The 23,817-nt window shown below is 60.1% G+C and carries 21 protein-coding genes; 4 read left to right on the forward strand and 17 right to left on the reverse strand.

The features are described from left to right. Positions 1 to 29: 29 nt before the first annotated feature. From KDX39_RS05920 to KDX39_RS05975, 12 genes are all read right to left on the reverse strand, one after another. Positions 30 to 575 carry a hypothetical protein gene (locus KDX39_RS05920; protein WP_099229669.1) on the reverse strand — a complete coding sequence of 182 codons (546 nt, stop codon included), beginning with the start codon at positions 573 to 575 and terminating at the stop codon, positions 30 to 32. 25 nt (positions 576 to 600) lie between these two features. Then, complete coding sequence (locus KDX39_RS05925) at positions 601 to 1,326, reverse strand: TetR/AcrR family transcriptional regulator (protein WP_231659693.1); 726 nt, start codon at positions 1,324 to 1,326, stop codon at positions 601 to 603. Between the two features lie 77 nt (positions 1,327 to 1,403). Continuing rightward, the gene (gene lysS, locus KDX39_RS05930) at positions 1,404 to 2,906 is read right to left on the reverse strand and encodes a lysine--tRNA ligase (protein WP_025992984.1); all 1,503 of its coding nucleotides are present in this window, start codon (positions 2,904 to 2,906) and stop codon (positions 1,404 to 1,406) included. Between the two features lie 123 nt (positions 2,907 to 3,029). After that, positions 3,030 to 4,125 (reverse strand): peptide chain release factor 2 gene (gene prfB / locus KDX39_RS05935; protein ID WP_099229667.1). Its coding sequence is split into 2 segments (ribosomal slippage): positions 3,030 to 4,052 and positions 4,054 to 4,125, totalling 1,095 coding nucleotides; the frame shifts between segments, so codons are not numbered across the junction. Between the two features lie 162 nt (positions 4,126 to 4,287). After that, complete coding sequence (locus tag KDX39_RS05940; RefSeq protein WP_231659694.1) at positions 4,288 to 5,292, reverse strand: response regulator; 1,005 nt, start codon at positions 5,290 to 5,292, stop codon at positions 4,288 to 4,290. 45 nt (positions 5,293 to 5,337) lie between these two features. Beyond that, the gene (locus tag KDX39_RS05945) at positions 5,338 to 6,348 is read right to left on the reverse strand and encodes a chemotaxis response regulator protein-glutamate methylesterase (protein ID WP_231659695.1); all 1,011 of its coding nucleotides are present in this window, start codon (positions 6,346 to 6,348) and stop codon (positions 5,338 to 5,340) included. Continuing rightward, entirely contained in the window at positions 6,345 to 8,708 is a 2,364-nt protein-coding gene (locus KDX39_RS05950) for a hybrid sensor histidine kinase/response regulator (protein ID WP_231659696.1), read from the reverse strand. The genes KDX39_RS05945 and KDX39_RS05950 overlap by 4 nt, the downstream gene beginning before the upstream one ends. After that, positions 8,705 to 9,394, reverse strand: coding sequence for a chemotaxis protein CheW (locus KDX39_RS05955; RefSeq protein ID WP_231659697.1), 690 nt, complete (start codon positions 9,392 to 9,394; stop codon positions 8,705 to 8,707). The genes KDX39_RS05950 and KDX39_RS05955 overlap by 4 nt, the downstream gene beginning before the upstream one ends. After that, positions 9,394 to 10,674, reverse strand: a complete 1,281-nt coding sequence (locus KDX39_RS05960) for a CheR family methyltransferase (protein ID WP_231659698.1) — start codon at positions 10,672 to 10,674, stop codon at positions 9,394 to 9,396. Before KDX39_RS05960 ends, KDX39_RS05955 begins: the two co-directional genes overlap by 1 nt. Then, complete coding sequence (locus tag KDX39_RS05965) at positions 10,671 to 11,207, reverse strand: chemotaxis protein CheW (protein WP_231659699.1); 537 nt, start codon at positions 11,205 to 11,207, stop codon at positions 10,671 to 10,673. Before KDX39_RS05965 ends, KDX39_RS05960 begins: the two co-directional genes overlap by 4 nt. A gap of 9 nt (positions 11,208 to 11,216) precedes the next feature. Further along, positions 11,217 to 12,839, reverse strand: a complete 1,623-nt coding sequence (locus tag KDX39_RS05970; RefSeq protein WP_231659936.1) for a methyl-accepting chemotaxis protein — start codon at positions 12,837 to 12,839, stop codon at positions 11,217 to 11,219. A 355-nt stretch (positions 12,840 to 13,194) separates the two neighbouring features. Further along, entirely contained in the window at positions 13,195 to 13,950 is a 756-nt protein-coding gene (locus tag KDX39_RS05975; protein ID WP_231659700.1) for a tellurite resistance TerB family protein, read from the reverse strand. Positions 13,951 to 14,243: 293 nt separating this feature from the next. On the opposite strand from KDX39_RS05975, the gene KDX39_RS05980 reads away from it, so the two are divergent. Further along, positions 14,244 to 16,340, forward strand: a complete 2,097-nt coding sequence (locus KDX39_RS05980) for a response regulator (protein WP_231659701.1) — start codon at positions 14,244 to 14,246, stop codon at positions 16,338 to 16,340. A 180-nt stretch (positions 16,341 to 16,520) separates the two neighbouring features. On the opposite strand, the gene KDX39_RS05985 is transcribed toward KDX39_RS05980, so the two are convergent. From KDX39_RS05985 to KDX39_RS05995, 3 genes are all read right to left on the reverse strand, one after another. Next, positions 16,521 to 17,627, reverse strand: a complete 1,107-nt coding sequence (locus tag KDX39_RS05985) for an NADH:flavin oxidoreductase/NADH oxidase (RefSeq protein WP_231659702.1) — start codon at positions 17,625 to 17,627, stop codon at positions 16,521 to 16,523. Positions 17,628 to 17,738: 111 nt separating this feature from the next. Continuing rightward, positions 17,739 to 19,454: a single-stranded-DNA-specific exonuclease RecJ gene (recJ, locus tag KDX39_RS05990; RefSeq protein ID WP_231659703.1), complete on the reverse strand. Its 1,716-nt coding sequence runs from the start codon at positions 19,452 to 19,454 to the stop codon at positions 17,739 to 17,741. Between the two features lie 52 nt (positions 19,455 to 19,506). Beyond that, on the reverse strand, positions 19,507 to 20,049 hold the full coding sequence (locus KDX39_RS05995; protein ID WP_003314240.1) for a YaeQ family protein: 543 nt from the start codon (positions 20,047 to 20,049) through the stop codon (positions 19,507 to 19,509). 235 nt (positions 20,050 to 20,284) lie between these two features. On the opposite strand from KDX39_RS05995, the gene KDX39_RS06000 reads away from it, so the two are divergent. Next, positions 20,285 to 21,136: a TIGR02285 family protein gene (locus KDX39_RS06000; RefSeq protein WP_442964529.1), complete on the forward strand. Its 852-nt coding sequence runs from the start codon at positions 20,285 to 20,287 to the stop codon at positions 21,134 to 21,136. Positions 21,137 to 21,243: 107 nt separating this feature from the next. Here the strand turns inward: KDX39_RS06000 and KDX39_RS06005 are convergent, their stop codons facing one another. Then, positions 21,244 to 21,540 (reverse strand): DUF3509 domain-containing protein, encoded by a 297-nt coding sequence (locus KDX39_RS06005; RefSeq protein ID WP_099229656.1) that lies wholly within the window; start codon positions 21,538 to 21,540, stop codon positions 21,244 to 21,246. Positions 21,541 to 21,582: 42 nt separating this feature from the next. On the opposite strand from KDX39_RS06005, the gene KDX39_RS06010 reads away from it, so the two are divergent. Together KDX39_RS06010 and KDX39_RS06015 are read left to right on the forward strand one after the other, a co-directional pair. Beyond that, positions 21,583 to 21,852: a hypothetical protein gene (locus KDX39_RS06010; protein ID WP_231659705.1), complete on the forward strand. Its 270-nt coding sequence runs from the start codon at positions 21,583 to 21,585 to the stop codon at positions 21,850 to 21,852. Positions 21,853 to 21,875: 23 nt separating this feature from the next. Next, a complete protein-coding gene (locus tag KDX39_RS06015; RefSeq protein ID WP_231659706.1) occupies positions 21,876 to 22,538 on the forward strand; it encodes a response regulator transcription factor in 663 nt (220 codons plus the stop codon). On the opposite strand, the gene KDX39_RS06020 is transcribed toward KDX39_RS06015, so the two are convergent. Further along, positions 22,507 to 23,778, reverse strand: a complete 1,272-nt coding sequence (locus KDX39_RS06020; protein WP_231659707.1) for an EAL domain-containing response regulator — start codon at positions 23,776 to 23,778, stop codon at positions 22,507 to 22,509. The two genes, KDX39_RS06015 and KDX39_RS06020, sit on opposite strands and share 32 nt — an antisense overlap. Positions 23,779 to 23,817: the final 39 nt, after the last annotated feature.

Here is a 23,817-nt window from a genome sequence, read left to right on the forward strand (position 1 = left end):
TACTCCTTGGCTGGCGGGCTATTGCCCTGCTACTTGGCAACGCGCCTGTAACGCGCGACTTCCTGAAAAACATCTGAGTTGGCAGGATCGTCAAGGTACCCGAATACCTGCTCCAGAGGGCTGGTAATCAAGAGGCCCTTGCCGGTTTCATTTTCGACCGGCTGACCGGCCAGACTGCCTTGCTCGACCCACTGGCCGACGCGATCCATATCCAGACTATAGACAACCAGCTCGCCACTGCGGGTCAGCTCGAAACCGCCCATGCCATAGTGACCGCCATATCTGGACGGGAGCTTCGCCGAGAGGTACCAGCGACTGCCGTGGTGCGTCACCGTCACGGAGTACTCATCGCCGTGACGACGATCGCCCTTGCGGTAGCTCACGGCCTTGTAGCGGTTGACCCCAGCGCGCGAAACGTCCAGCTCCAGCGGCTCGCCCCACGCGTTCTTGCTGGTCCACTGGCCCAGCAATCCCGAGGGCGCGGCATCATGGGCGGGTATCGGGTCCTTGAAGATCACCAGACAGCCGCTCAACAACAGAAACGACAACGCAATCAACACGCGCCAGGTCTTCATGGGGTTCTCCTGAACAGAGGCAGCGTCACCCTCGAACCGGTTGAGGGGTTCCCAGCACCAGACGCATCTGGCGGGTGAGCATACAGAGGATTTCTTCGTCCGCCTGACGCAACGGGCCATGAAGCAGACCCTGATATTCCATCCGGCGGATGAGCCCCGTCAACACTTGCGCGTCCTGATAAGGCTGCAGAGAGCCAATCACCTGAAAAAACTGACAACTGCCCTGCAACAGAATTTCCTGGTGCGCCATGACCAGCGGGGTCAGACGCGGGTTGATCAGCGCCTCGTGATAGAACGCATGTTCGGCAATCAGATAGTCGCGCCGGGTCAGCAACTGGTGACGAATATGTTCCATCACCATTTTTGCAATGTCATCGGCCAGCTTGAAACGATCACTGGGACTGCCGGAACTGCGGGTCATCATATCGCGCAAGATGACTTCGGTGTTCTGCCACAACCTGGCCAGATAGTCCGCGCTGCGCTGCACGTATTGGGCGAAGGCATCGGTCAGCAGATCGTCAATGTCCTTGAAGTAATACGTCGTCGCCGACAAGGGTACGCCCGCCTCGGCAGCCACGGCCCGATGGCGCACGGCACGCACGCCGTCACGCACGACAATGCGCATGGCCGCATCGAGAATGACCTGCCTGCGCTGCTCGCTCCCCTCTCGACTGGCCTTGCGGCCCTGATACTTGACACTTCTGGCCACCGCACTCGCTACTCCGGCAGCCCCTTCTCTGGCAATCTTCACACTGCAGTCCTTATGAATTCGTCCTGAAAAGACCCAAAAAAAAGCCGCCCATTCGAGGCGGCTTTCTTTTTTTTTCGTTACGCCTGCGGGCGCATGTGCGGGAACAGGATCACATCCCGGATCGACGGCGAGTTGGTGAGCAGCATCACCAGGCGGTCGATACCGATCCCCTCACCGGCTGTCGGCGGCATGCCGTACTCCAGCGCGCGCACGAAATCGGCGTCGTAGTGCATGGCTTCGTCGTCACCGGCGTCCTTGTCGGCCACCTGCGCCTGGAAGCGCTCGGCCTGATCTTCGGCGTCATTGAGCTCGGAGTAGGCGTTGGCGATTTCGCGGCCACCGATGAACAGTTCGAAGCGGTCGGTGACGCTCGGGTTGTCGTCGTTGCGACGTGCCAGCGGCGAGACTTCAAACGGGTACTGGGTGATGAAGTGCGGCTGCTCCAGCTTGTGCTCGACCAGCTCTTCGAAAATCATCACCTGCAGCTTGCCCAGACCTTCGAAACCCAGCACCTTGGCACCGGCCTTCCTGGCGATGGCACGTGCCTTGTCGATGTCCTGCAGATCGGCTGCGGTCAGTTCAGGGTTGTACTTGAGGATCGAGTCGAACACCGACAGGCGAACGAAGGGTTCGCCGAAGTGAAACACCTTGTCGCCATACGGTACGTCGGTAGTGCCCAGAACCAGTTGAGCCAGCTCGCGGAACAGCTCCTCGGTCAGGTCCATGTTGTCTTCGTAGTCGGCATAGGCCTGGTAGAACTCGAGCATGGTGAACTCGGGGTTGTGCCGGGTCGAAACGCCTTCGTTACGGAAGTTGCGGTTGATCTCGAAGACCTTCTCGAAGCCGCCGACAACCAGACGCTTGAGGTACAGCTCAGGCGCGATACGCAGGAACATTTCCATGTCCAGCGCATTGTGGTGGGTTTCGAACGGCTTGGCTGCCGCGCCGCCGGGAATGGTCTGCAGCATCGGCGTTTCGACTTCAAGGAAGTCGCGCTTCATCAGGAAGCTGCGGATGTGGGCGATCACCTGCGAGCGCACGCGGAAGGTCTCACGCACGTCTTCGTTGACGATCAGGTCAACGTAACGCTGGCGATAGCGCTGTTCGGTGTCGGTCAGGCCATGGTGCTTGTCCGGCAGCGGACGCAGCGATTTGGTCAGCAGGCGCACGGACGTCATTTCGACGTACAGGTCGCCCTTGCCGGAACGGGCCAGAGTGCCTTCGGCGGCAATGATGTCGCCCAGGTCCCAGGTCTTGACTTCGGCCAGGGTTTCTTCAGGCAGCGTCTTGCGGTTGACATAGACCTGGATGCGACCGGTCATGTCCTGGATCACCATGAACGAACCACGGTTGAGCATGATGCGACCGGCAACCTTGACCGGAATCGCTGCTGCAGCCAGATCTTCCTTGGTCTTGTCGACATACTGTTTCTGCAGGTCGTTGCAGTAGCTGTCGCGGCGGAAGTCATTCGGGAAGGCCTGACCCTTGGCGCGGCCGGCAGCAAGCTTTTCCTTGCGCAGGGCGATCAGGGTGTTTTCTTCCTGTTGCAGGGCTTGCGGGTCGAGTTGTTGGTCGCTCATGTCTTCAGTCATTCCATCACAGGTTCGTTGACCCGGTTCATCCGGGTTCGCGGGCGAGGCGGATAGCCGTCCCGGACGCTTGCACAGGATCGCGCTCACGGCGCGAATCCTGCGAAGCGTGAATTACAGCCCTTGTTTGAGGCTTGCGATCAGGTACTCGTCCAGATCACCGTCGAGCACCTTGTCGCAGTCGCTGCGCTCGATGTTGGTCCGCAGGTCCTTGATGCGAGAGGCATCCAGCACGTAGGAGCGAATCTGATGACCCCAGCCGATATCGGACTTGGTGTCTTCCAGCGCCTGGGACGCGGCATTGCGCTTCTGAACTTCCTGCTCATACAAACGGGCCCGCAGCATTTTCATGGCGGTGTCCTTGTTCGCATGCTGGGAGCGTTCGTTCTGGCAACTGACCACGGTGTTGGTCGGAACGTGGGTGATACGTACCGCCGAGTCGGTGGTGTTTACGTGCTGACCACCGGCACCGGAAGAGCGGTAGGTGTCGATCCGCAGGTCCGACGGGTTGATGTCGATTTCGATGTTGTCATCGATTTCAGGCGACACGAACACGGCCGAGAACGAGGTGTGACGGCGGTTGCCGGAGTCGAACGGGCTCTTGCGCACCAGACGGTGCACGCCGATCTCGGTACGCAGCCAGCCAAAGGCGTATTCGCCCTTGATGTGCACGGTCGCACCCTTGATGCCGGCGACTTCGCCAGCGGACAGTTCCATGATGGTGGCGTCGAAGCCGCGCTTGTCAGCCCAGCGCAGGTACATGCGCAGCAGAATGTTGGCCCAGTCCTGCGCTTCGGTGCCACCGGAGCCGGCCTGGATGTCCAGGTAGGCATTGTTCTGGTCCATCTCGCCGCTGAACATGCGACGGAATTCCAGCTTCTCCAGTGACTCGCGAAGGCGCTCGACTTCGGCCGCGACGTCATCGACGGCAGCCTGGTCTTCTTCTTCGGCCGACATCAGCAGCAGGTCCTTGGCATCGGCCAGACCGGACGTCATTTCGTCCAGCGTGTCGACGATCTGTGCCAGCAAGGCACGCTCGCGGCCCAGGTTCTGTGCGTATTCGGGGTTGTTCCAGACGTTTGGATCTTCGAGCTCGCGATTGACTTCGGTCAGACGATCATGTTTGTGATCGTAGTCAAAGATACCCCCGAATGGTTTCGGAGCGCTCGGACAAATCCTTGATGCTGTTTAGGATCGGGTTGATTTCCATGGTGGGCAGCACTCGCAGGCGAAATTTTCAAAGCCGACGAGTATACCCCAGGCAATGCCACGAAAGCAGCCCGTCGAGCGGGCCTTGTGCAGTCAATTTTATCGATTGGGCGCGTTTCTCAAGGGAGGAGACCTGCCGGAAACCGGCAGCAAACCCTCCGACTCAACCCACCGAGACCTGATTGCGACCGTTGTGCTTGGCCACGTACAGGCCCTTGTCGGCATCCAGAATCAACTGGCGGCTATGCCCACCGATCTCTGGAGAAACTGTGGCCACGCCGATGCTGACGGTAAGATGCGAGCCTTCGGCAGGTGCAACGTGAGGAATGTTCATGCCCACCACGCTCTGGCGCAGCTTTTCCGCGATCAGCCGCGCACCACCCGGCGACGTGTTAGGCAGCACCATCGCAAACTCTTCGCCGCCGTAACGGGCGGGTAGATCGGACGGCCGACTGCAGCTGTTACGAATCGCCTTGGCCACTTGCCGCAGGGCTTCGTCGCCTTCCAAATGCCCGAAACTGTCGTTGTAGACTTTGAAGAAGTCGACGTCGATCATCAGCAGCGACAGCTGAGTCTGGTCGCGGGTCGCGCGACGCCATTCCAGTTCCAGGTATTCATCGAAATGACGCCGGTTCGACAGACCGGTCAGGCCATCGGAGTTCATCAGGCGCTGCAGAACCAGATTGGTGTCGAGCAACTGCTGCTGGCTGACGCGCAGGGCGCGATAGGCCTCGTCACGTTGCAGCAGGGTCAGGTAGGAGCGCGAGTGGTAAAGAATCCGGGCGACCAGTTCGATGTTGTCCGGCAGCTTGACCAGGTAATCGTTGGCACCGGCGGCAAACGCAGCGCTTTTGATCAGCGGATCTTCCTTGGTGGACAACACGATGATCGGAATATCGCGGGTCAGCGGGTTGCTGCGGTACTCACGCACTAGCGTCAGACCATCCAGGCCGGGCATGACCAGGTCCTGAAGAATGACCGTCGGCTTGATCTGCACGGCCTGGGATATGGCTTGATGCGGATCGGCGCAGAAGTGGAAATCGATAGAGCTTTCGTTGGCCAGACCACGCCTGACCGCTTCGCCGATCATTGCCTGATCGTCGACCAGCAGTACCATTGCAGAGTTTTCATCCGGTGTTTTGATGTCGTCCATCTGCACATCATGCATGAAGTTTCTCCTGGTCACCAAGCACCGGTGAGTTCACCTGGGCAGTCATTGGGCGAATACCTCCACAAGCCGCGGCGCGATGGAAGTCAACGGCCGGATCTCGACCGCCGCATCAATGGCAGCCGCAGCCTTGGGCATGCCATACACCGCAGAACTCGCCTGATCCTGAGCGATGGTCAGGAATCCGCGCTCACGCATGGTCTTGAGCCCCATTGCGCCGTCGCGCCCCATGCCGGTCAATAAAACGCCCACAGCATCTCCATTCCAATAACGAGCCACACTTTCGAAAAACACGTCGATCGAGGGCCTGTAGATTTCGTTCACCGGCTCTGCCGTATAGGCCAGCGTGCCGCCTTTCAACAGACGAATGTGGTGGTTGGTGCCTGCCAGCAGAACCTTGCCGCTCTGAGGTACCTGACCTTCGAGGGCCAGTTGCACAGGCAACCCCGAGGCTGTGGACAGCCACTCGGCCATGCCTGCGGCGAAGACCTGATCCACATGCTGCACCAGCACGACTGCCGCCGGAAAGCTCGAAGGCAGTGCCTTGAGCAGAATTTCCAGAGCTGCCGGCCCGCCCGCCGAAGAGCCGATGGCAACCAGACGGTCACGCCGAACGGCCTCACGCAAAGGCGTGGCGACGGTCCGCTCATGGGTGTTGCGCTGGCCCATGAGCCATTCGATATTCAGAATCTTGCGCAACAGCGGTGCCGCCGCCCCTCTGGGGTTGCCAGCGCCAATGGCTGGCGTGTCCACCACGTCCAGCGCACCATGCCCCATGGCCTCGAATACACGGTGCACGTTCTGTTCGCGATCCACTGTCACTATGACGATAGCGCACGGTGTGCTGGCCATGATCCGGCGAGTGGCTTCGACGCCATCCATGACCGGCATGATCAGATCCATCAGGATCAGATCAGGCGTCTGTTCAGCACAGCAGCGCACCGCTTCGGCGCCGTTGCCGGCCACCCATATCACCTGATGCAATGGCTCGAACGCCAGCGCCCGGCGCAGCGCTTCGACAGCCATGGGCATGTCATTGACTATAGCGATCTTCATGCCTGCGCATCCCCTATCAGCTCGACGACTGCATCGAGCAAGGCATCATCATGGAAACTGGCCTTGGCCAGATAATAATCGGCGCCCGCATCCAGTCCGCGGCGTCGATCTTCCTCACGATCCTTGTAGGAAACCACCATTACAGGCAGTGATTGCAGTCGGGTATCCCGACGCAACAGGGTAACCAGCTCGATACCGTCCATGCGTGGCATGTCGATGTCGGTAATCAGCAAGTCAAAATCTTCGGCACGCAACGCGTTCCAGCCGTCCATGCCATCCACGGCAACCGACACTTCGTAGCCACGACCGACCAGCAGCTTGCGTTCCAGCTCACGCACCGTCAACGAGTCATCTACCACCAGTACACGCTTGCGCGACGCGCTGTCGATCTGACGGTTCCGACGGTCAATACGCTCCAGACGTCCGGTATTGAGCAGCTTCTCGACGGAGCGCAGCATGTCTTCGACGTCGATGATCAGCACCACCGAGCCATCGTCAAGCAGCGCACCCGCCGAAACATCCTGAACCTTGCCCAGCCGCGCATCCAGCGGCATCACCACCAGCGTGCGCTCACCGATGAAGCGCTCGACCGCAACCCCGTAGACCGCGTCGCGCTCGCGAATCACCACAACCTTGAGCGCTTCGCCAGCGTCCTGTGTGGAGGGACGGTGCAACAACTGGCTGGCCGACACCAGGCCGACATGGCGTTCTTCGTCCCAGAAATGCTGGCGTCCTTCGAGTTGCACGATGTCATCGGGCTGCAGATCGCGCATGCGTTCAATGTGCGCCAGTGGGAAGGCATAGGCTTCGCCGCCGACCTCGACCACCAGGCTGCGCACGACAGACAGGGTCAGCGGCAACTCGATTCTGAAACGACTGCCCTCACCCGCCCATTGCTGCAGTTCGACACTGCCGTGCATCTGTCGAACCATGTGCTGTACGGCATCGAGCCCGACCCCTCGACCGGACACTTGCGTGACCTTGTCGCGCAGGCTGAAACCGGGCAGAAACAGAAAGCTCAGCAGTTCCTCTTCGCTCAATTGGGCGGCGGTAACGGCAGGCGACAGGTTGCGCTGCACAATGTTCTGACGCAGACGCTCAAGGTCCACGCCGCCGCCATCATCACTCAGTTCCACCACCAGAAGACCGGCCTGATGCGAAGCCTGCAGACGAATCAGCCCTTCCGGCTCCTTGCCGTGGGCGGCCCGTTTTTCAGGTGACTCGATGCCATGATCGACCGCATTGCGCAGCAGGTGCGTCAGCGGAGCCTCGAGTTTTTCCAGCACGTCCCGATCGACCTGAGTCTTGTCTCCCTCAATCTGCAAACGGACCTGCTTGCCCAGCTCGCGCCCCAGATCACGCACCATACGCGCCTGACCGACCAGCACGTCGGCGAACGGCCGCATGCGGCAGGCCAGTGCGGTGTCATATAACAGCTGCGCGCGCTGCCCCGACTGCCAGCCGAACTCGTCAAGCTCAGCGGTCTGCTGAGCCAGCATCTGCTGTGCCTGAGACAACAGGTTGCGGGCGTCTTCAAGCGCTTTCTGTGCGTCGGCGTTCAAACCACCTTCGCCGAAACTGGCACCCAGCACTTCAAGCGCACGGTCGCTGCTGCTCTGTAAACGCTTGAGGCGCTGCATACCGGCCAGCAAAGGTTTGAGACGCTGGGTCTCGACCAAGGATTTGCTCGACATGTCCAGCAGACCGTTGAGGCGTTCGGCAGTGACCCGCAGCACACGCTCGCCGCCTTCAACAACCCGGCGCTCCTTGAAAGGCGTAGCCGGTGGCGTCTCAGGTTCGGTCATTGAGGCCGGAGCGCTGGCCGGTTCCAGACGCAGATCGGCCGCCAGTGGATCGAACGGCGACTCGCTCAACGGTGCCGGCGTGGCCGACGCTTCGAGCTGTTGCAGAGCGCTGCTCAGCAGCGGATCCGTCATGGGCACGCTGACTGTTCGCGCCGCTCCGGCACCTGAAGCCAGCAATGTGTTCACCCTCTCGACGTAAGCGTCGATATCGGGCTGGCCGACGCTGTTTCCGCCCGGCGTCGCGATACGCATCAGCAGATCGGTTCCGGACAACAGGGCGTCGATGTGATCAGGCTGGAGCAGCAGTCGCCCTTCCTGAGCACTGACCAGACAATCTTCCATCACATGCGCAACGCTGACACCGAACTCGACGCCGACAATCTTTGCTGCGCCCTTGAGCGAGTGGGCGGCGCGCATACAGGCTTCGAGCTGGTCGGCCTGAGTCGGGTTGCGCTCCAGCGCCAGCAGGCCTGCACTCAGGACCTGAGTCTGCGCGTCGGCTTCCAGCGTGAACAGTTCGAACAGCGAGGCGTCGCGCATTTGATCTGGCGTCATGTAAGGCTCCGGTGCACCGCCGACAGCAACTGATCTTCATCGAGCCAACGCAGGCTTCGGTCTTTCCACTGCAGGACCCCTCGGGTAAAACGCGCATTGGCGTGTGTACCGGAAGCCGAAGCAGCGTCCAGTTCACGTTCGTCAATAGCATGAATACCTTCGACCTCATCCACCGGCACCACGACAGGACCGCCCTCCGCTGCAACGATCAGCATGCGTGGCACCGTTCGTGCGGACTGGGCAATCACCGGATTGCTGTCCAGCCCCAACAATTCGACCAGTGAGATACAGGCCACTAGCGCGCCTCGCACGTTGGCGACACCCAACAACGCGCGCGAGCGCTGATGCGGCAGGGAATGGATGGTCTGCGCGGGTGCAACTTCCGACAGGCAGCGCGATGCCAGACCCAGCCATTCTTCGCCCAGACGAAAGACCAGAATCGAGCGCGTCTTGATATCGCGCTGCAGGACAGAACCCTGAAACTGCTCGTGATGTTCCTGAACATGGGAATAGCGGTCGAGCAGACGCGTGGCCGCCGCCGAATAGACAGCACAATTGCGGCAGTGGATATGGTCTTCCAGCAACGGACAGGAGCGGTCACCGTGAACGCCGATTCTATTCCAGCAGTCGTCGATGTCCTGGGCCTGGTCATGGGTAAGGCTTGAAAAACCAGACGGCCCCGTCATCAGTGATTTCCTTGTTTATTGGCACCGCGCACAGCGCGGTCCTGCAATCTGCGAGCGCCGGCACTGTCGCCCCTGGCGGCCAGCAACGCGGCCATCTGCGCCAATGATTCCGGATGCTGTGGCTGAAGGTAAAGCGCCTTGCGGTAAAAACCCTGAGCCTCGGCAGCACGGCCTTCCACTTCGCAGAGCAACCCCAACCAGTAGAACACCTGTGCCACCGGTTCATGCTGTTGCAGATAACGTTCGCAGGCGGCACGTGCCTCGACCGTCTTGCCCTCGTTGGCCAGACTGGCGATCGTGCCCAGTAACGCAGCACTCTCGGCGGTGCCGGCTGCCACCGCAGGTTTGATACCCGGCGCGAATGCAGCCGAGTTGCGCGAAACAGGCCTGGCAACTGGCGCGCACACAGGCGCATCGGGGACCGGCCGCGGCGTCGCGGCGCTGACGGGAGCAGACACAGGCGCAGTGAGCGTTACGGCCGTGTCCCGAGGCGCATGGCGAAAAACGAAGGACTGGGCAATGCCCAGCGAGCGCATGCCAATGGCTGACAGCAGGTTGCCTTCGGCAGGACCGATGAACAGCACACCGTCTTCCCGGGTCAGTTGCTTGAGGACCTGAAAGACGTGTTGCTGCGTCGGCCGGTCGAAATAGATCACCAGATTGCGGCAGAAGACAATGTCGTAGGCCACCTGACTCGACAGTTTGGGATCGAGCAGGTTGCCGGGCTGAAAATCGATGCAGCCACGAACCAGGTCGGAAATCTCGAAACTTTCGCCTGCAGGGGTAAAAAAACGCTCGCGAAAACTCAGATCGCTGCCACGAAACGAGTTCTTGCCGTAAACACCGTGCTTGGCGCGTGCAATCGAAACAGGGCTGATATCAATGGCATCGATCTTGAACTGCCGCACGCCAATGCCGGCATCGATCAATGCCATGGCTATCGAGTAAGGCTCTTCACCGGTCGAGCACGGCAGGCTGAGAATGCGCAACGGTCTTGCGCCGTCCAGCGTCGTCAGGCGCTCTCGGGCCAGTTTGCCCAGCGTCACGAAAGATTCCGGATACCTGAAAAACCAGGTTTCCGGGACGATGACGGCCTCAATCAGCGCCTGCTGTTCCTGCGGTGAAGTCACCAGCAAGTGCCAGTAGGCATCGCTGTCCGGGCATTTCGCCGAGGCTGCGCGCTGGCGCAAGGCACGCTCGATGATGGCCTCGCCAACGGAGGTTACGTCCAGTCCGATGCGTTCCTTGAGGAAACTGTAAAAGCGCGAATCATCACTCATGGCGCATCCTCAAGCGATTCCAGATCTAGCGGGGGCACCGGATACAGTAACTCGCGCACCGGCTCGCTCAGCAGTTCCTGAACATCAATCCATTGCAGCAGGCCCTGTTCATCCTCGCGGACCGGACCCAGATAAGGCGACAGGCGATTGTCCAGCCCGTACTCCTTGAACTGCGACACCGGGCATCGCAGGGTTTCAGTGGCCTGCTCCAGAATAAGCCCGAGCAATTGCGCCGGATGCTCGTCGTCGTGCCGATAATGCACCAGCACCATGCGCGTGCTGGTGCGCGCCTTGGCCGGCTGGCCGCAGTTCAACGCGCTGATATCGATCACCGGTACGATTTCGCCTCGATGGGCGAAAATGCCTGCAACCCAATGCGGCGCTCGAGCAATCGCCTTGAGCTTCACGCGCGGCAGAATCTCGGCGATTTCAGTCGCCTCCAGCGCGTAGCGGTCCTCTCCGATGCAGAACAGCAGAAACAATTTGTTCGACGCGGGCAACGCGGCGTTACGCCTGGGCGATTGATCCATCATCAGCGATGCTCAGACCTTGAATCGCGATACGCCACTGCGCAGCCCGACCGCCACCTGACTCAACTCGTCGATGGCGAAACTGGCTTGACGCAATGAATCGACGGTCTGGCTGCTGGCGTCAGCCAGTTGTACCAGCGCCTGATTGATCTGCTCGGCACCAGTGGCCTGTGCCTGCATGCCTTCATTGACCATGAGCACGCGCGGAGCCAGCGCCTGAACCTGATGAATGATCTGCGACAGCTGCTCCCCGACCTGTGTGACTTCGTACATGCCGCGCCGAACTTCCTCGGAAAACTTGTCCATGCCCATGACACCTGCGGAGACCGCAGACTGGATTTCCCGCACCATCTGCTCAATGTCGTAGGTGGCCACGGCAGTCTGGTCGGCAAGACGACGCACTTCGGTAGCGACGACGGCAAAACCGCGGCCGTACTCGCCCGCCTTCTCGGCTTCGATGGCCGCGTTGAGCGACAACAGGTTGGTCTGATCGGCAACTTTGACGATGGTCACCACCACCTGATTGATGTTGCCAGCCTTCTCGTTGAGGATCGCCAGCTTGGCGTTGACCAGATTGGCCGCGCCCATGACCTGATGCATGGTGTCTTCCATGCGTGCGAGGCCCTGCTGGCCCGAGCCGGCAAGAATCGAGGCCTGATCCGCAGCCGAAGTCACTTCGGTCATGGTCCGCACAAGATCGCGGGACGTCGCGGCGATTTCACGCGACGTCGCGCCGATTTCGGTGGTGGTTGCAGCGGTTTCCGTAGCGGTCGCCTGTTGCTGACGCGACGTGGCGGCAATTTCGGTCACCGAGGTAGTGACCTGCACCGACGAGCGCTGGGCCTGGGCAACCAGGGCAGTCAATTCGGCCATCATGTCGTTGAAACCGGTTTCGACGACATTGAACTCGTCCTTGCGCGCCAGGTTCAGGCGCGAACTCAAGTCGCCTGTGCGCATGGTTTCCAGAATCCGGACGATGAGTTGCATCGGCGCGATGATCGAGCGCATCAACAGCAGCCCGCACGCAGCGGCAGCCATGACGGCGATCAACAGGGAGAAGACCATGCTGACCTTGGCGCCCAGCACGGCATTGACGATGTTGTCGGTGGCGCGATCCGCCAGTTGTTTATTGGCTACGATCAGTTCATTGAGCTGTTTGCGACCGTCAGTCCAGACAGGATTGGCCTCGCCGTAGAACTCCGCACGAGCACCCGCATAGTCGCCACGCTCGAACTTGGCATGCACCTCGGCGAGCAGCCGGGAATAGGTTTCGCGACGTTTCTCGAAAACGGCGAAGCTGGCTCTGTCGGCGTCATCGAAAATGGACTTCTTGTAACCGTCCATCTGGGTCTGCAGTGCGTCATCGAAGCCCTGAAACTGATCCTTTTCCTGCTTGGTCAAGGCACGCCCCTGACCTTCGCCGATCAACTCAAGTGTGCGGATATAGCTCTCACCCCAGGCGCTACGCACCAGAGTGCTGTAGTACACACCCGGCAATGCATCGAGACGCACTTGCTCTTCGCTGGACTCGATCGACAAAAGGCGTGAGTAAGACACAACGACCATCAACAGCATGATTGCAATAATGACGGCAAAACTCGCCAAAATGCGTTGGCGCAACGTCCAGTTCTTCACAGTCAGCCCTCGAGAGTTCAACGACGGCATCCGGCCGTGTTCAAGAAGCGGACCGACAGACGGTCCAAGCCGCGTGAGTATAGCCCAGCGTTTCAGCCATTTGCGGGTGATATGAAAATGAAATGACGGTCGACAGGCATGTGCCCGTATTCAGGACTGAAACACCGGCCGAAACGCTGCGCGACAGCCTGAAAATGTGGACTGTTGCGAACTGTCTGTCGACCTGGCGAATGTCGGAACAGAGGGCGATTGATGTGTGGTGCCTGCCGACATACAGGACAGCACAAGCCTTGGTTGAACAAGCCGGGTGACTTCACTGACACCCGGCTCGGCAACACCGGCACTGGCGACGCACTTACGCGTCCCTGACCTGCCCCTCCAGTTCGGTCTTGAGACCCGGGTCCAGTTTCAGCGCGCGGGCCAGTTCGTCCAGATAAGCGCGCTCCATGAAATGTTCCTGATCCACCAGCATCACGCTGGCGATATACATTTCTGCCGCCATTTCCGGCGTGGTGGCTGCCCGTGCGACCTCGGCCGGGTCCAGAGGCTTGTTCAGCTCCGCATGCAACCAGCTTTGCAAGGTCTGATCGATGCTCAGTTTGTTGAATTCGCCTTCGATCAGTTGGCGCTCACGCTCGTCGACATGGCCGTCGGCCTTGGCAGCAGCCACCAGCGCCCGCAGGATCGCCTGGCTGTGCAACTCGGCTTCCGAATCCGGAAGACGGTCAATAGTCTGCGGCTCGCGCTGGCCGGTCATGCCTTGGCTAGCCTGCCAGTTGTTATAGGCCTTGTAGGCCAATACACCCAACGCCGCGAGACCACCATATTTCAGCGCCTTGCCCCCCATGCCTCGAGAGCCCTTGCCCCTGAGCAGGCTCATGGCACCGGCCGCCAGCGCGCCACCGCCAGCACCGGACAACAGGCCGCCCAGACCGCCCTGACTGCTGTTCTGGCCGCCGCTTTTATTGCCGCCCAGAAGGCTGCCCAGCCCGTCCATCAATGAATCGCTCCCTGAAGACGGCTTGCCGGACCTGGATTTGCCATTGACCTTGTCCTGCAACATGTTCTGACCAGACTTGAGCAACTGATCGAGTAAGCCACGCGTATTCACAGGGAACCTCCACAGGTTTGTCAGATGAATCATTGACCAGCAGGGTAAACAGAAGTGACAAAACACAGCCAACGGGTGTGCTTCCAGATGTTGCGGTCGCTCGTAGAAGGGTCGAAGGTCGGTACCAGGCCTACCCTGCATCAGAAAGACGCAACCGTTAAAAGTTGAAATAGTCGACTCATACAGGTGCCAAAAAAGAGGACAATGCGTCTGTCATTCGAGTCGGGCGTCGACATAATCGGCGCTCATCACTCTTCCATTACTGTCCAGCCGTCCATCGGGAGCTTGCTGAAGTGATATCACGAGTCGGGTTCCCTGCAGGCAGCAGCGAAGCAGCCGAGACAATCAGAACCAAAGACTGGAGCCAGACCTCGCTCGGTCCTGTGGACCAATGGCCTGTGGCATTGAAGAATGCACTGAATCTGATCCTCAACTGCCCTGAATCCATGTACCTGCTGTGGGGCCCGGAGCTGTTCTTCTTCCACAACGATGCTTATGCGCCGATCCTCGGGCCGCGCAAGGATCGGGCGATCGGCGCTTTGATGCACGAGCTGTGGGCTGATGTCTGGGATCAGGTACTTCCGTTGGTCGAGCAAGCGTTGAACGGGCAATCCGGCCGATGGCAGGACATGCCGTTGACCATGGCCCGCTTCGGTGAAATCGAGCAAACCTGGTGGTCGTTCTCCTTCTCACCCTTGATCGATGAACACGGCACCACCGTCGGCATGTTCTGCACTACCAACGAGACCACCCGGCATGTGCTCGATCAACAGGCACTTCAAGCCAGCGAAAGCAGACGCCGCGAGCTGATCGAGGAATTGATCGAACATGAAAAACAGCAGACCGCCAAGCTTGAGCAACGCACGCAGGAGCTGGACACCTTCTGGAAGATCTCGCCCGATCCGTTGGCGATACTCGATTTCAACGGTATTTTCCTGAGCGTCAACCCGGCGTGGAACGCCCTTCTCGGCCGAACCGAGCGGGAGATGGTCGGCACCTCGATCATGGACCTGCTCCACCCGGACGATGTTCTCAACACGCAAAATGCCCTGAAGCACACCATCCATCACGTCCTGCCGCTGTTTGAAAATCGTTATCAACATATTGATGGCACGTACCACTGGTTCGGCTGGACGGCCGCGCCGGGCAATGGCGTCATCTTCGCGTTGGGCAAACATTTGACCCATGAAAAGCAGCGCATCGAAGCGTTGCGCATTACCGAAGAAGCACTGCGTCAGTCGCAGAAGATGGAAGCGGTCGGACAGCTCACCGGCGGCCTTGCGCATGACTTCAACAACCTGCTGATGGGCGTCACCGGCAATATGGAGTTGCTGCAATCGAGAGTGAAACAGGGCCGCTTCGCAGAACTGGATCGATACATTGGCTCGGCGCTCGAGGGTTCCAGGCGGGCTGCTTCGCTGACACACCGATTGTTGGCCTTTTCACGCCGCCAGACGCTTGCCCCCAAGGCCACCGACGTCGATCAACTGATCGCAGGCATGGATGAACTCATCAGGCGTACCGTAGGGCCTGCCATCGACATGCAGGTGCACGCTACTCAGGGGTTGTGGTCGATCATGGTCGATCCGCATCAGCTGGAAAACTCACTGCTGAACCTGTGTATCAATGCCAAGGACGCCATGCCGGACGGTGGCCAGTTGCTGATCGAGACCGGAAACCGATACCTGGACAGCCCGACTGCGGCGAAATACGAGCTGACTGCGGGCCGCTATGTAGAACTGACGGTCAGCGACACCGGTACGGGAATGGCCAAGGAAGTCATGGGGCGGGCCTTCGATCCGTTTTTCACCACCAAACCCATAGGCATGGGCACGGGGCTCGGGCTGTCGATGATTTACGGGTTTGCCCGGCAATCCGGCGGGGGCGTCGGTATTCTTTCCGAGGTCGGGAAAGGCGCGCAACTCAGCATCCTCCTGCCGATGTTCGAAGGTGAGGCCGAGCCCGTCGAGTTTGAATGCGCCGCCCCCGTGCCCTCACAGAACGCTGGCGGTGAAACCATTCTGGTTGTCGATGACGAGCCGACGGTACGCCTGTTGATCACCGAAGTGCTTGAAGAGCTGGGCTACCTGGTGTTGCAGGCCGACCGAGGCGCTGCTGCGCTGGAAATCCTGCAATCGAAGGCAGCGATCGATCTGCTGGTGACCGATGTAGGCCTGCCCGGCGGCATGAATGGCCGTCAGGTCGCGGACGCGGCCAGAGCGGTGCGACCCGATCTGAAAATCCTCTTCGTGACCGGCTACGCAGAAAATGCCGCGCTTGCGCACGACACGCTGGAACCTGGCATGTACGTGCTGCCCAAGCCCTTCTCCATCGCAGCCCTGACCGGACGCGTGACCGAGCTGCTGGACAGCGCGAATGAGCGGTTGTAGCGCTGCCGCGCAATAAGCGCGGCGCGGCATAGGACGCACTCAAGGGCCGCCAAGCGGCCCATGGCTGCCGTCATCAACTTCGGGAGCCCCCACGCCCTGTGGGCAGAAGCAGATTCAGCGAGCCTTCAACTGCTCGCCCTCGTCAGCAGACAGCCCTCGAACCCGGCTATTGCCAAACCGTCAGTCTCGCAGATCAGACTCGTGAATCGGCTGATCACGATGGGTTGCGCGCTGATATTGCGCGGGCCAGGTAGCCAGTCGTCCGCCGAGGTCGTCGTCGGCATGCAGCGGCCAATACGGATCACGCAACAACTCTCGAGCCAGCAGGATAATATCGGCCTGACCGGTACGCAGGATGTGCTCTGCCTGAGCAGGCTCGGTAATCATGCCGACGGTACCGGTAGCGATACCGGACTCCTTGCGCACGCGCTCGGCGAAACGGGTCTGGTAGCCCGGACCGACCGGGATTTCGGCGTTCGCAGCAGTGCCGCCCGAAGACACGTCGATGAGGTCTGCGCCCAGCGCCTTGAGACGGCGTGCCAACTCCACGGTCTCGTCCGGGTTCCAGCCATCCTCCACCCAGTCGGTCGCCGATACGCGCACGAACAGAGGCAATTCTTCCGGCCAGATCGAGCGAACGGCCTCGGTCACCTGCAGGGTAAGGCGGATGCGGTTTTCGAAGGAACCGCCGTATTCGTCCGTACGCTGATTGCTCAGCGGTGACAGGAACTGATGCAGCAGGTAACCATGCGCCGCGTGGATTTCAACGACTTTGAAACCGGCCGTCAGCGAACGGCGTGCTGCGTCCACGAAAGCCTTGATCAGCTCTTGGATCTGGATGTCGCTCAGTTTCACGGGGGCGGTGTGCTGTGGATCGAAGGCAATCGCCGACGGGCCAACCGGGGTCCAGCCGCCTTCACTTTCAGGGATGCTGCCATGCTTGCCCAGCCAGGGACGCCAGGTGCTCGCCTTGCGTCCGGCATGTGCCAACTGGACACCTGCAACGGCGCCCTGAGCAGTAATGAAGCGCGTGATGCGCTGCAGGGGCTCGATCTGCTCTTCGTTCCACAGGCCGAGGTCTTCCGGGGTAATACGACCGTCCGGCGTCACCGCCATGGCTTCAGTGATGACCAGCCCCGCGCCACCGACGGCACGACTGCCCAGATGCACCAGATGCCAGTCATTGGCCAGGCCATCGACACTGGAATACTGGCACATGGGCGACACAGCAATGCGATTACGCAACGTCAATTGGCGCAGGGTATAGGGCTCAAGCAGCAGGCTCATGGAAACCTCTCATAATGAAAATTCGAGTGTCCCGGCTCGTGTTTCGCGAGCATCTTTCAGAGGACAGAGCCTAGTCGACAACCCATGAGCCTGACGGGTTCCTGCTTATTCTCAGCGTGGCGCGATGTGCACCACCATCAGTTGCACGGTTTCGTTGCCACGAAACTCGTTGAGATCCAGCTTATAGGCCAATTCAACCCAGCGGATGTTGGGGTTGGGCCAGATATCGCGATCCACGCCGAACGCAATGCCGTCCAGCTTCACGCTGCCGCACTCGGTCTTGAGCACCATTTTCAAATGCCGCTCGCCCACCACGCGCTGCTCCACCAACTGGAACACGCCATGAAACAACGGCTCGGGGAAGTGCTGCCCCCAGGGACCCGCGTTGCGCAATGCGCGGGCCAGTTCCAGATGAAACTCTTCGACGGCCAACGAGCCGTCCGACAGCAAACGTCCAGTCAGATCCTGCTCATCAAGCTGCCGACGCACTTCCTGATCGAACGCCTCGGCGAAGGCCGGAAAGTTCTCTTCCGGCAAGGACAGACCCGCTGCCATCGCGTGCCCGCCGAACTTGCTGATCAGGTGCGGATGCGCCGCAGCCACCGCGTCCAGCGCGTCGCGTATGTGAAATCCCGGCACCGAACGGGCCGAGCCCTTGAGCACGCCCTCCCCGGCGCCGGCAAAAGCGATGGTCGGACGGTGGTAACGCTCTTTCATGCGCGAGGCCAGGATGCCGATCACACCCTGATGCCAGTCCGGCTCGAACAGGCACAGACCAAACGGCATGGACTCCACCGGCAGATCCTTGAGCTGGGCCAGCGCCTCACGCTGCATGCCCTGCTCGATGGATTTGCGGTCCTGATTCAGCTCATCCAGTTGGACGGCCATTTCACGCGCGAGGGTCGGATCATCGCAGAGCAGGCATTCGATCCCCAGGCTCATGTCATCCAGACGCCCCGCCGCGTTCAGACGAGGACCGAGGATAAAGCCCAGGTCGGTGGAAGTAATACGCGACGGCTCGCGGCGTGCCACTTCCAGAATCGCGCGTAACCCGGGACGAGCACGACCGGCGCGTATGCGCATGAGGCCCTGATGCACGAGAATGCGATTGTTGGCGTCCAGCGGCACGACGTCCGCCACACTGCCCAGCGCTACCAGATCCAGAAGTTCGCCCAGATTGGGCTGGGCGCGCTGATTGCGTTCGAACCAGCCGCTGTCACGCAGGCGTGCGCGCAACGCCATCAGCACATAAAAGATCACGCCAACACCCGCCAGCGATTTGCTGGGGAACGTACAGCCGGGCTGATTGGGATTGACGATGGCATCAGCTGCCGGGAGTTCGTGACCCGGCAAGTGGTGATCAGTAACCAACACCTGCAAACCGGCCGCCTTGGCCGCTGCAACGCCCTCGACGCTGGAGATGCCGTTGTCCACGGTGATCAGCAGTTGCGGCTTGCGCTGCAGCGCCACCTCGACAATTTCCGGGGTCAGGCCGTAGCCGTATTCGAAACGATTCGGCACCAGATAGTCGACATGCTCGGCACCCAGCAGGCGCAGTCCCAGCACACCGACGGTACTGGCCGTGGCACCGTCAGCATCGAAGTCTCCGACGATCAGAATGCGCTGACGTTCATCCAGCGCGGTCACGAGCAAATCGACAGCAGCATCAATCCCTTTGAGCTGTTGATACGGAATCAGTCGCGCCAGGCTCTTGTCCAGCTCGGTCTCACACGCCACCCCCCTTGCCGCGTAAAGGCGGGTGAGCAGCGGAGGCAGATCGCCAAGAAAAGGCAGAGTGTCGGGCAACAGACGAGGTTCAATGCGCATGCGGGTCAGCTGATTCTCTTTGATGTGTCGGTACAGGGTAAATGGTGTGGTATCAGCCGCGTTCGCCAGCGAGCCACTGCAACTGCACTTCGTGCTGACCACGATCATCGGTAACGAACACAGTGCCTTCGCTGATCATCACGTCCCACTTGATGACACGGGGCATGTCTTTGGCCAGCACTTCGAGGACTTCCTGCGGCACGGCAGCGATATTCACGTTCTTCAGGTTCTTGATCGCCGGAATGACCTTGCCTTCCCAGACCCGCAGGCTGCCGTAGGCCAGCAGACTGGTGCGTTCGGTACGACGCGAACACCAGGTCAGACGGTCGGCATCGGGCTGGCCCACTTCGATCCAGTGCAGAACCCGGTCATCCAGGCTTTTCTCCCACAACGCCGGCTCGTCCACGTCAGACAGACCGCGGCCGAAGGAAAGCTGCTCGTTGTACCAGAAGGCGTAGGCCAGGAGACGCACGGTCATGCGCTCTTCGGTTTCCGAGGGGTGACGGGCAATGGTCTGTTTGACGCTTTCATAAACGCCCCGATCGAGGTCGGTCAGGTTCAGTTCGAATTTGTAGGTCGTGGACGGCTGGGCCATGAACGGGGCTTCTAGAGTCTGGAGGAAAGACGACAAGTCTAACCGATGCAGGGCCCCGCAAACGAATCGGCGCATGGATCGGCTTGCCGGACAGGGAAAATGAGATAGCCTCATAGACGCGCAACCACCGCGATATGTGACGTCAGCGGCGCGGCGCGACTCAAAAGCCTGTTACTCGACACTCCATTTTCGAGGATGAGACAGACGGATGATTCTTCGTGCCTCGCACTGCGCAATGATTCGCCTGCTGCTGACGCTGTTATGGCTTGCCATGCCCGGTACGAGCCAGGCGAGGGAAACACTGACCTGGTTGTTGCGTGACCTGCCACCCTCGACGATCTTTTCAGGGACCATGCTGGGCCAGGGCGCCATCGATCAACTCATGCCCCTGCTGACCGCCGGAATGCCCGAATACAAGCACGTGGTGATGCACGTCAACAGGGCCAGGGCCATGCAAACGCTCAACGACGGCACGACCCTGAGCTGCGACCCGACCATGCTCTGGACACCCGAGCGCGCCAGAACCATCGTCTTTTCCATTCCGGCCTTTGTTCTGTACAGCAGTGGACTTGTCGTGTTCAAGGCCGACATGGCGAGGTTCGAACCCTTTGTCTCGGACGGCAAAGTCGACCTCGACGCCCTGATGGCCAGCAATACGATCAAGCTCGGTGCAGTTGCAGAACGCAGTTACGGTGGCGTGATCGACAAGACGCTCCAGGACAGCCATGAACAGACGCTGAGCCTGCACTACGGCAGCGACGCGGTCGGCAGCCTGTTGCAGATGGCGCGGGCGGGACGTCTGCAAGGCTTGCTGGGTTTCTGGTTCGAGGCGCGCTATCAGGCGCTTCAACAGGGCATCAGTCCACAGGAGTTGACCTTTCTGCCCATCGCCGAAAATCCCGTGTACCAACTGGCCTACATCGGCTGCAGCAATACGCCTGAAGGCAGACAAGCCATGCAACTCATCAATCGGGAGATGCGCACGTTGCGCGAAAGCAGCCTGATGGGGCTTTACGCGCAGTGGCTGGCCCCTGAACAGCGAGGCGACTACCTGCGTGATGTGAAGGCCATCTTCGAAAAACACTGATCGCTGGAAAAGACAAACCCCGGGCAAAGTGATTCTGCACGGGGTAATCAGATGCTTCGTCAGCGCTGATCAAGGGAGCGGCGAGCATCCCCTGAGCTCCATTGCCATCAGGCGAATGTCGGGGCACCGACAAATGCACGGCTCATCGCTGCGTTGCGCATGGCAGCGATCACACAGGGCTCGATCCTGCCTTCGGCAACCATCAGATCACGATGAAGACCGTCGACCACATCCGTCAGTTGACGCTTGTCACCTAATTGATCGGCAGTGAACGTACGCTCGATCACACAGGCACCCGATGCATCTCTCAGCGTCACAAGACGCTCGCCACGTGCGCCGGCCGGGCCGATGCAGGCCTTGTAGGGAGCCAGCGCTTCGCTTAGCAGTAAGCTGATATTTTCCATATGAACCACCACTCAACTGTTTGAATGCAAAGGTGCCAATCAATGACCGTCGGCGACGGCAGAAAGTTCTTTTCTGCGTTGCACTGTCGGCGACGTTTCTGGAATTCGAGCATGCCTGCCGAATGTGACAGGGAAAAAAACGAGGGAGCCGGCAAGCAGTCATCAGTGTCTTTCAGGCCGACCCACGGGCGAACGCTGCAGATTGTTATCAACTCCGTAGGAATTTTCAGCAAAGATGAGCGCCATCGCCTACAAACCGCCTGTCTCTGGCGCACCTTTGATAAACAGCCGACTCAGATGAAATACCATTAGCCCCCCTCTGACGGAGTCATGCCTTGAGCGCACCCACCGGTCACCCTCTGCGTATCATCCTGGCTGATGACCATCCCATTTTCCTGATCGGACTGCGCGTGGTAATTGAGCAGGACAACGCCGCAACGGTGGTTGCACAGGCGAGCAATCCGGACGAACTGCTGGCGGCGCTCAACGGGCATGACTGTGATGTGCTGGTCACGGACTTCATGATGCCGGTTGAGCAACAGAACGATGGTCTGCGTCTGCTGCAACGCATTCAGCGGGATTTCCCGGACCTGCCGGTCGTGGTCGTGACGACCCTGACCAACGCCGGATTGTTTCAGGCAATGCTGGACCTCAACGTTCAGGGCCTTTTGAGCAAAGCCAGTGTGGCCGGAGAGCTGCCCGCCGCCATCGAGAGCGTCCGCCGCGGACGGGTCTTTCTGGCCGACTCGGTGCGCAGGGTGCTGCAGGATGCCCGGCAACTGGGGCCTGATTCACCGCTGGCACTCGAACAGCTATCGCCCAGAGAGCTGGAAGTGCTGCGCCTGCTGTCGGCCGGGCATGCCGTGGGCCGGATCGCGACTCGGCTCAATCGCAGCAAGCAGACCGTCAGCGCCCAGAAAGTCAGCGCCATGCGCAAACTGGGACTGGCCAATGACGCGGCGCTGTTTATCTATCTGCAGGAACATGGGCTGTCGTAAGCCCCGAATCCCTGGCGACTGTGGAAGCAGCGCTGCGCTCGGCCAGCCATAGGGTCAGGTCCGCGGGTGCCATGGGCCGGGCAATGAAATACCCCTGAATGACAGGCGTACCCAGCATTAACAGGCTGTGAAAATCATCCAGGGTCTCGACGCCTTCCACCACGACGTTCATGGACAGGCGTTGCGCCATGACCATTGCACCGGCAACGACGGCCGCCTTGCGAGGATCCTCGCTCATGCCCCGGACAAAATCAGTGGGAATTTTCAGTTCGCTGAAAGGCAGTTGCAGCAGTCGCTCGATGTTCGACGCACCCATGCCGAAGTCGTCGATCGACAGCGTGCAGCCCTGCATGCACAGCCGCAACAGATCTTCTATCTGCCAGCCCTGATGCTGAACGGCATCCTGTTCAAGAATTTCCAGGGTCAGGACGCTGGCCGGGAGCGCATGACGCGCAAGTGCCTCCATGACCTGTTCGGTGAAGCGCGCCTGTTGAAGTACCTGTGGCGCTATGTTCACGGATACCGGCAGCGCCTGACCCTGCTGATCCGCCATTCGCGCCGAGAACGCCAGCGCCTGATCCAGCACACGCCAGGTCATCGGTTCAATCAGCCCTTCGGCCTCGACGACGCCCATGAACCGACCCGGCGCCAGTAGCCCATGCACCGGATGCTGCCAGCGCACCAGCGCCTCGGCACCCACGACATCCCCATCAAGGCTGACCTTGGGTTGAAAGTGCGTGATCCACTGGGTGACGAATGCATCACGATCAGTAGAGTCCCCGAACAATTGAGGGGCGCTCAACGCACCCTGCACCTGCCGCTCGGGGGGTGACTCTTCTACTGTCACCGCGTGAGGCTCATAAGCCTTGAACAACTCGCTCAAGGCCGCAGCCGAGGCCGGTTTGGACAGATAACCCAGCACTTCCAACCCCTGAGCAATGGCCAGACGCGCGACGCCCTCAAGTACGCATGTTGTGGTACTGCTCAGGATGATCAGCGCGTTGGCCATGTGTTCGGCGGCCAGATAACGAATCAGTTCCAAGCCATCCGGACCTTCCATCTGGAGGTCACAGATGGCGATATCGACAGGGCCGCGGCTGTCCAGAGACTCCCGCGCCGCTTTGACACTTTCGGCGGTTCGCACATCGAAAATCTGATTGGCGTTGAGCATCTGGTGCAACGCCATCAATTGAAAGGGGTGATCTTCAAGAACCAGAACCTTGAGTGAACGCACAGTCATGCCTATCGGGGAGAAAGCCATCGGGCCCAGAGAAGCCGT

Source organism: Pseudomonas sp. CDFA 610, assembly GCF_021147865.1.
Lineage (GTDB): Bacteria > Pseudomonadota > Gammaproteobacteria > Pseudomonadales > Pseudomonadaceae > Aquipseudomonas > Aquipseudomonas alliivorans.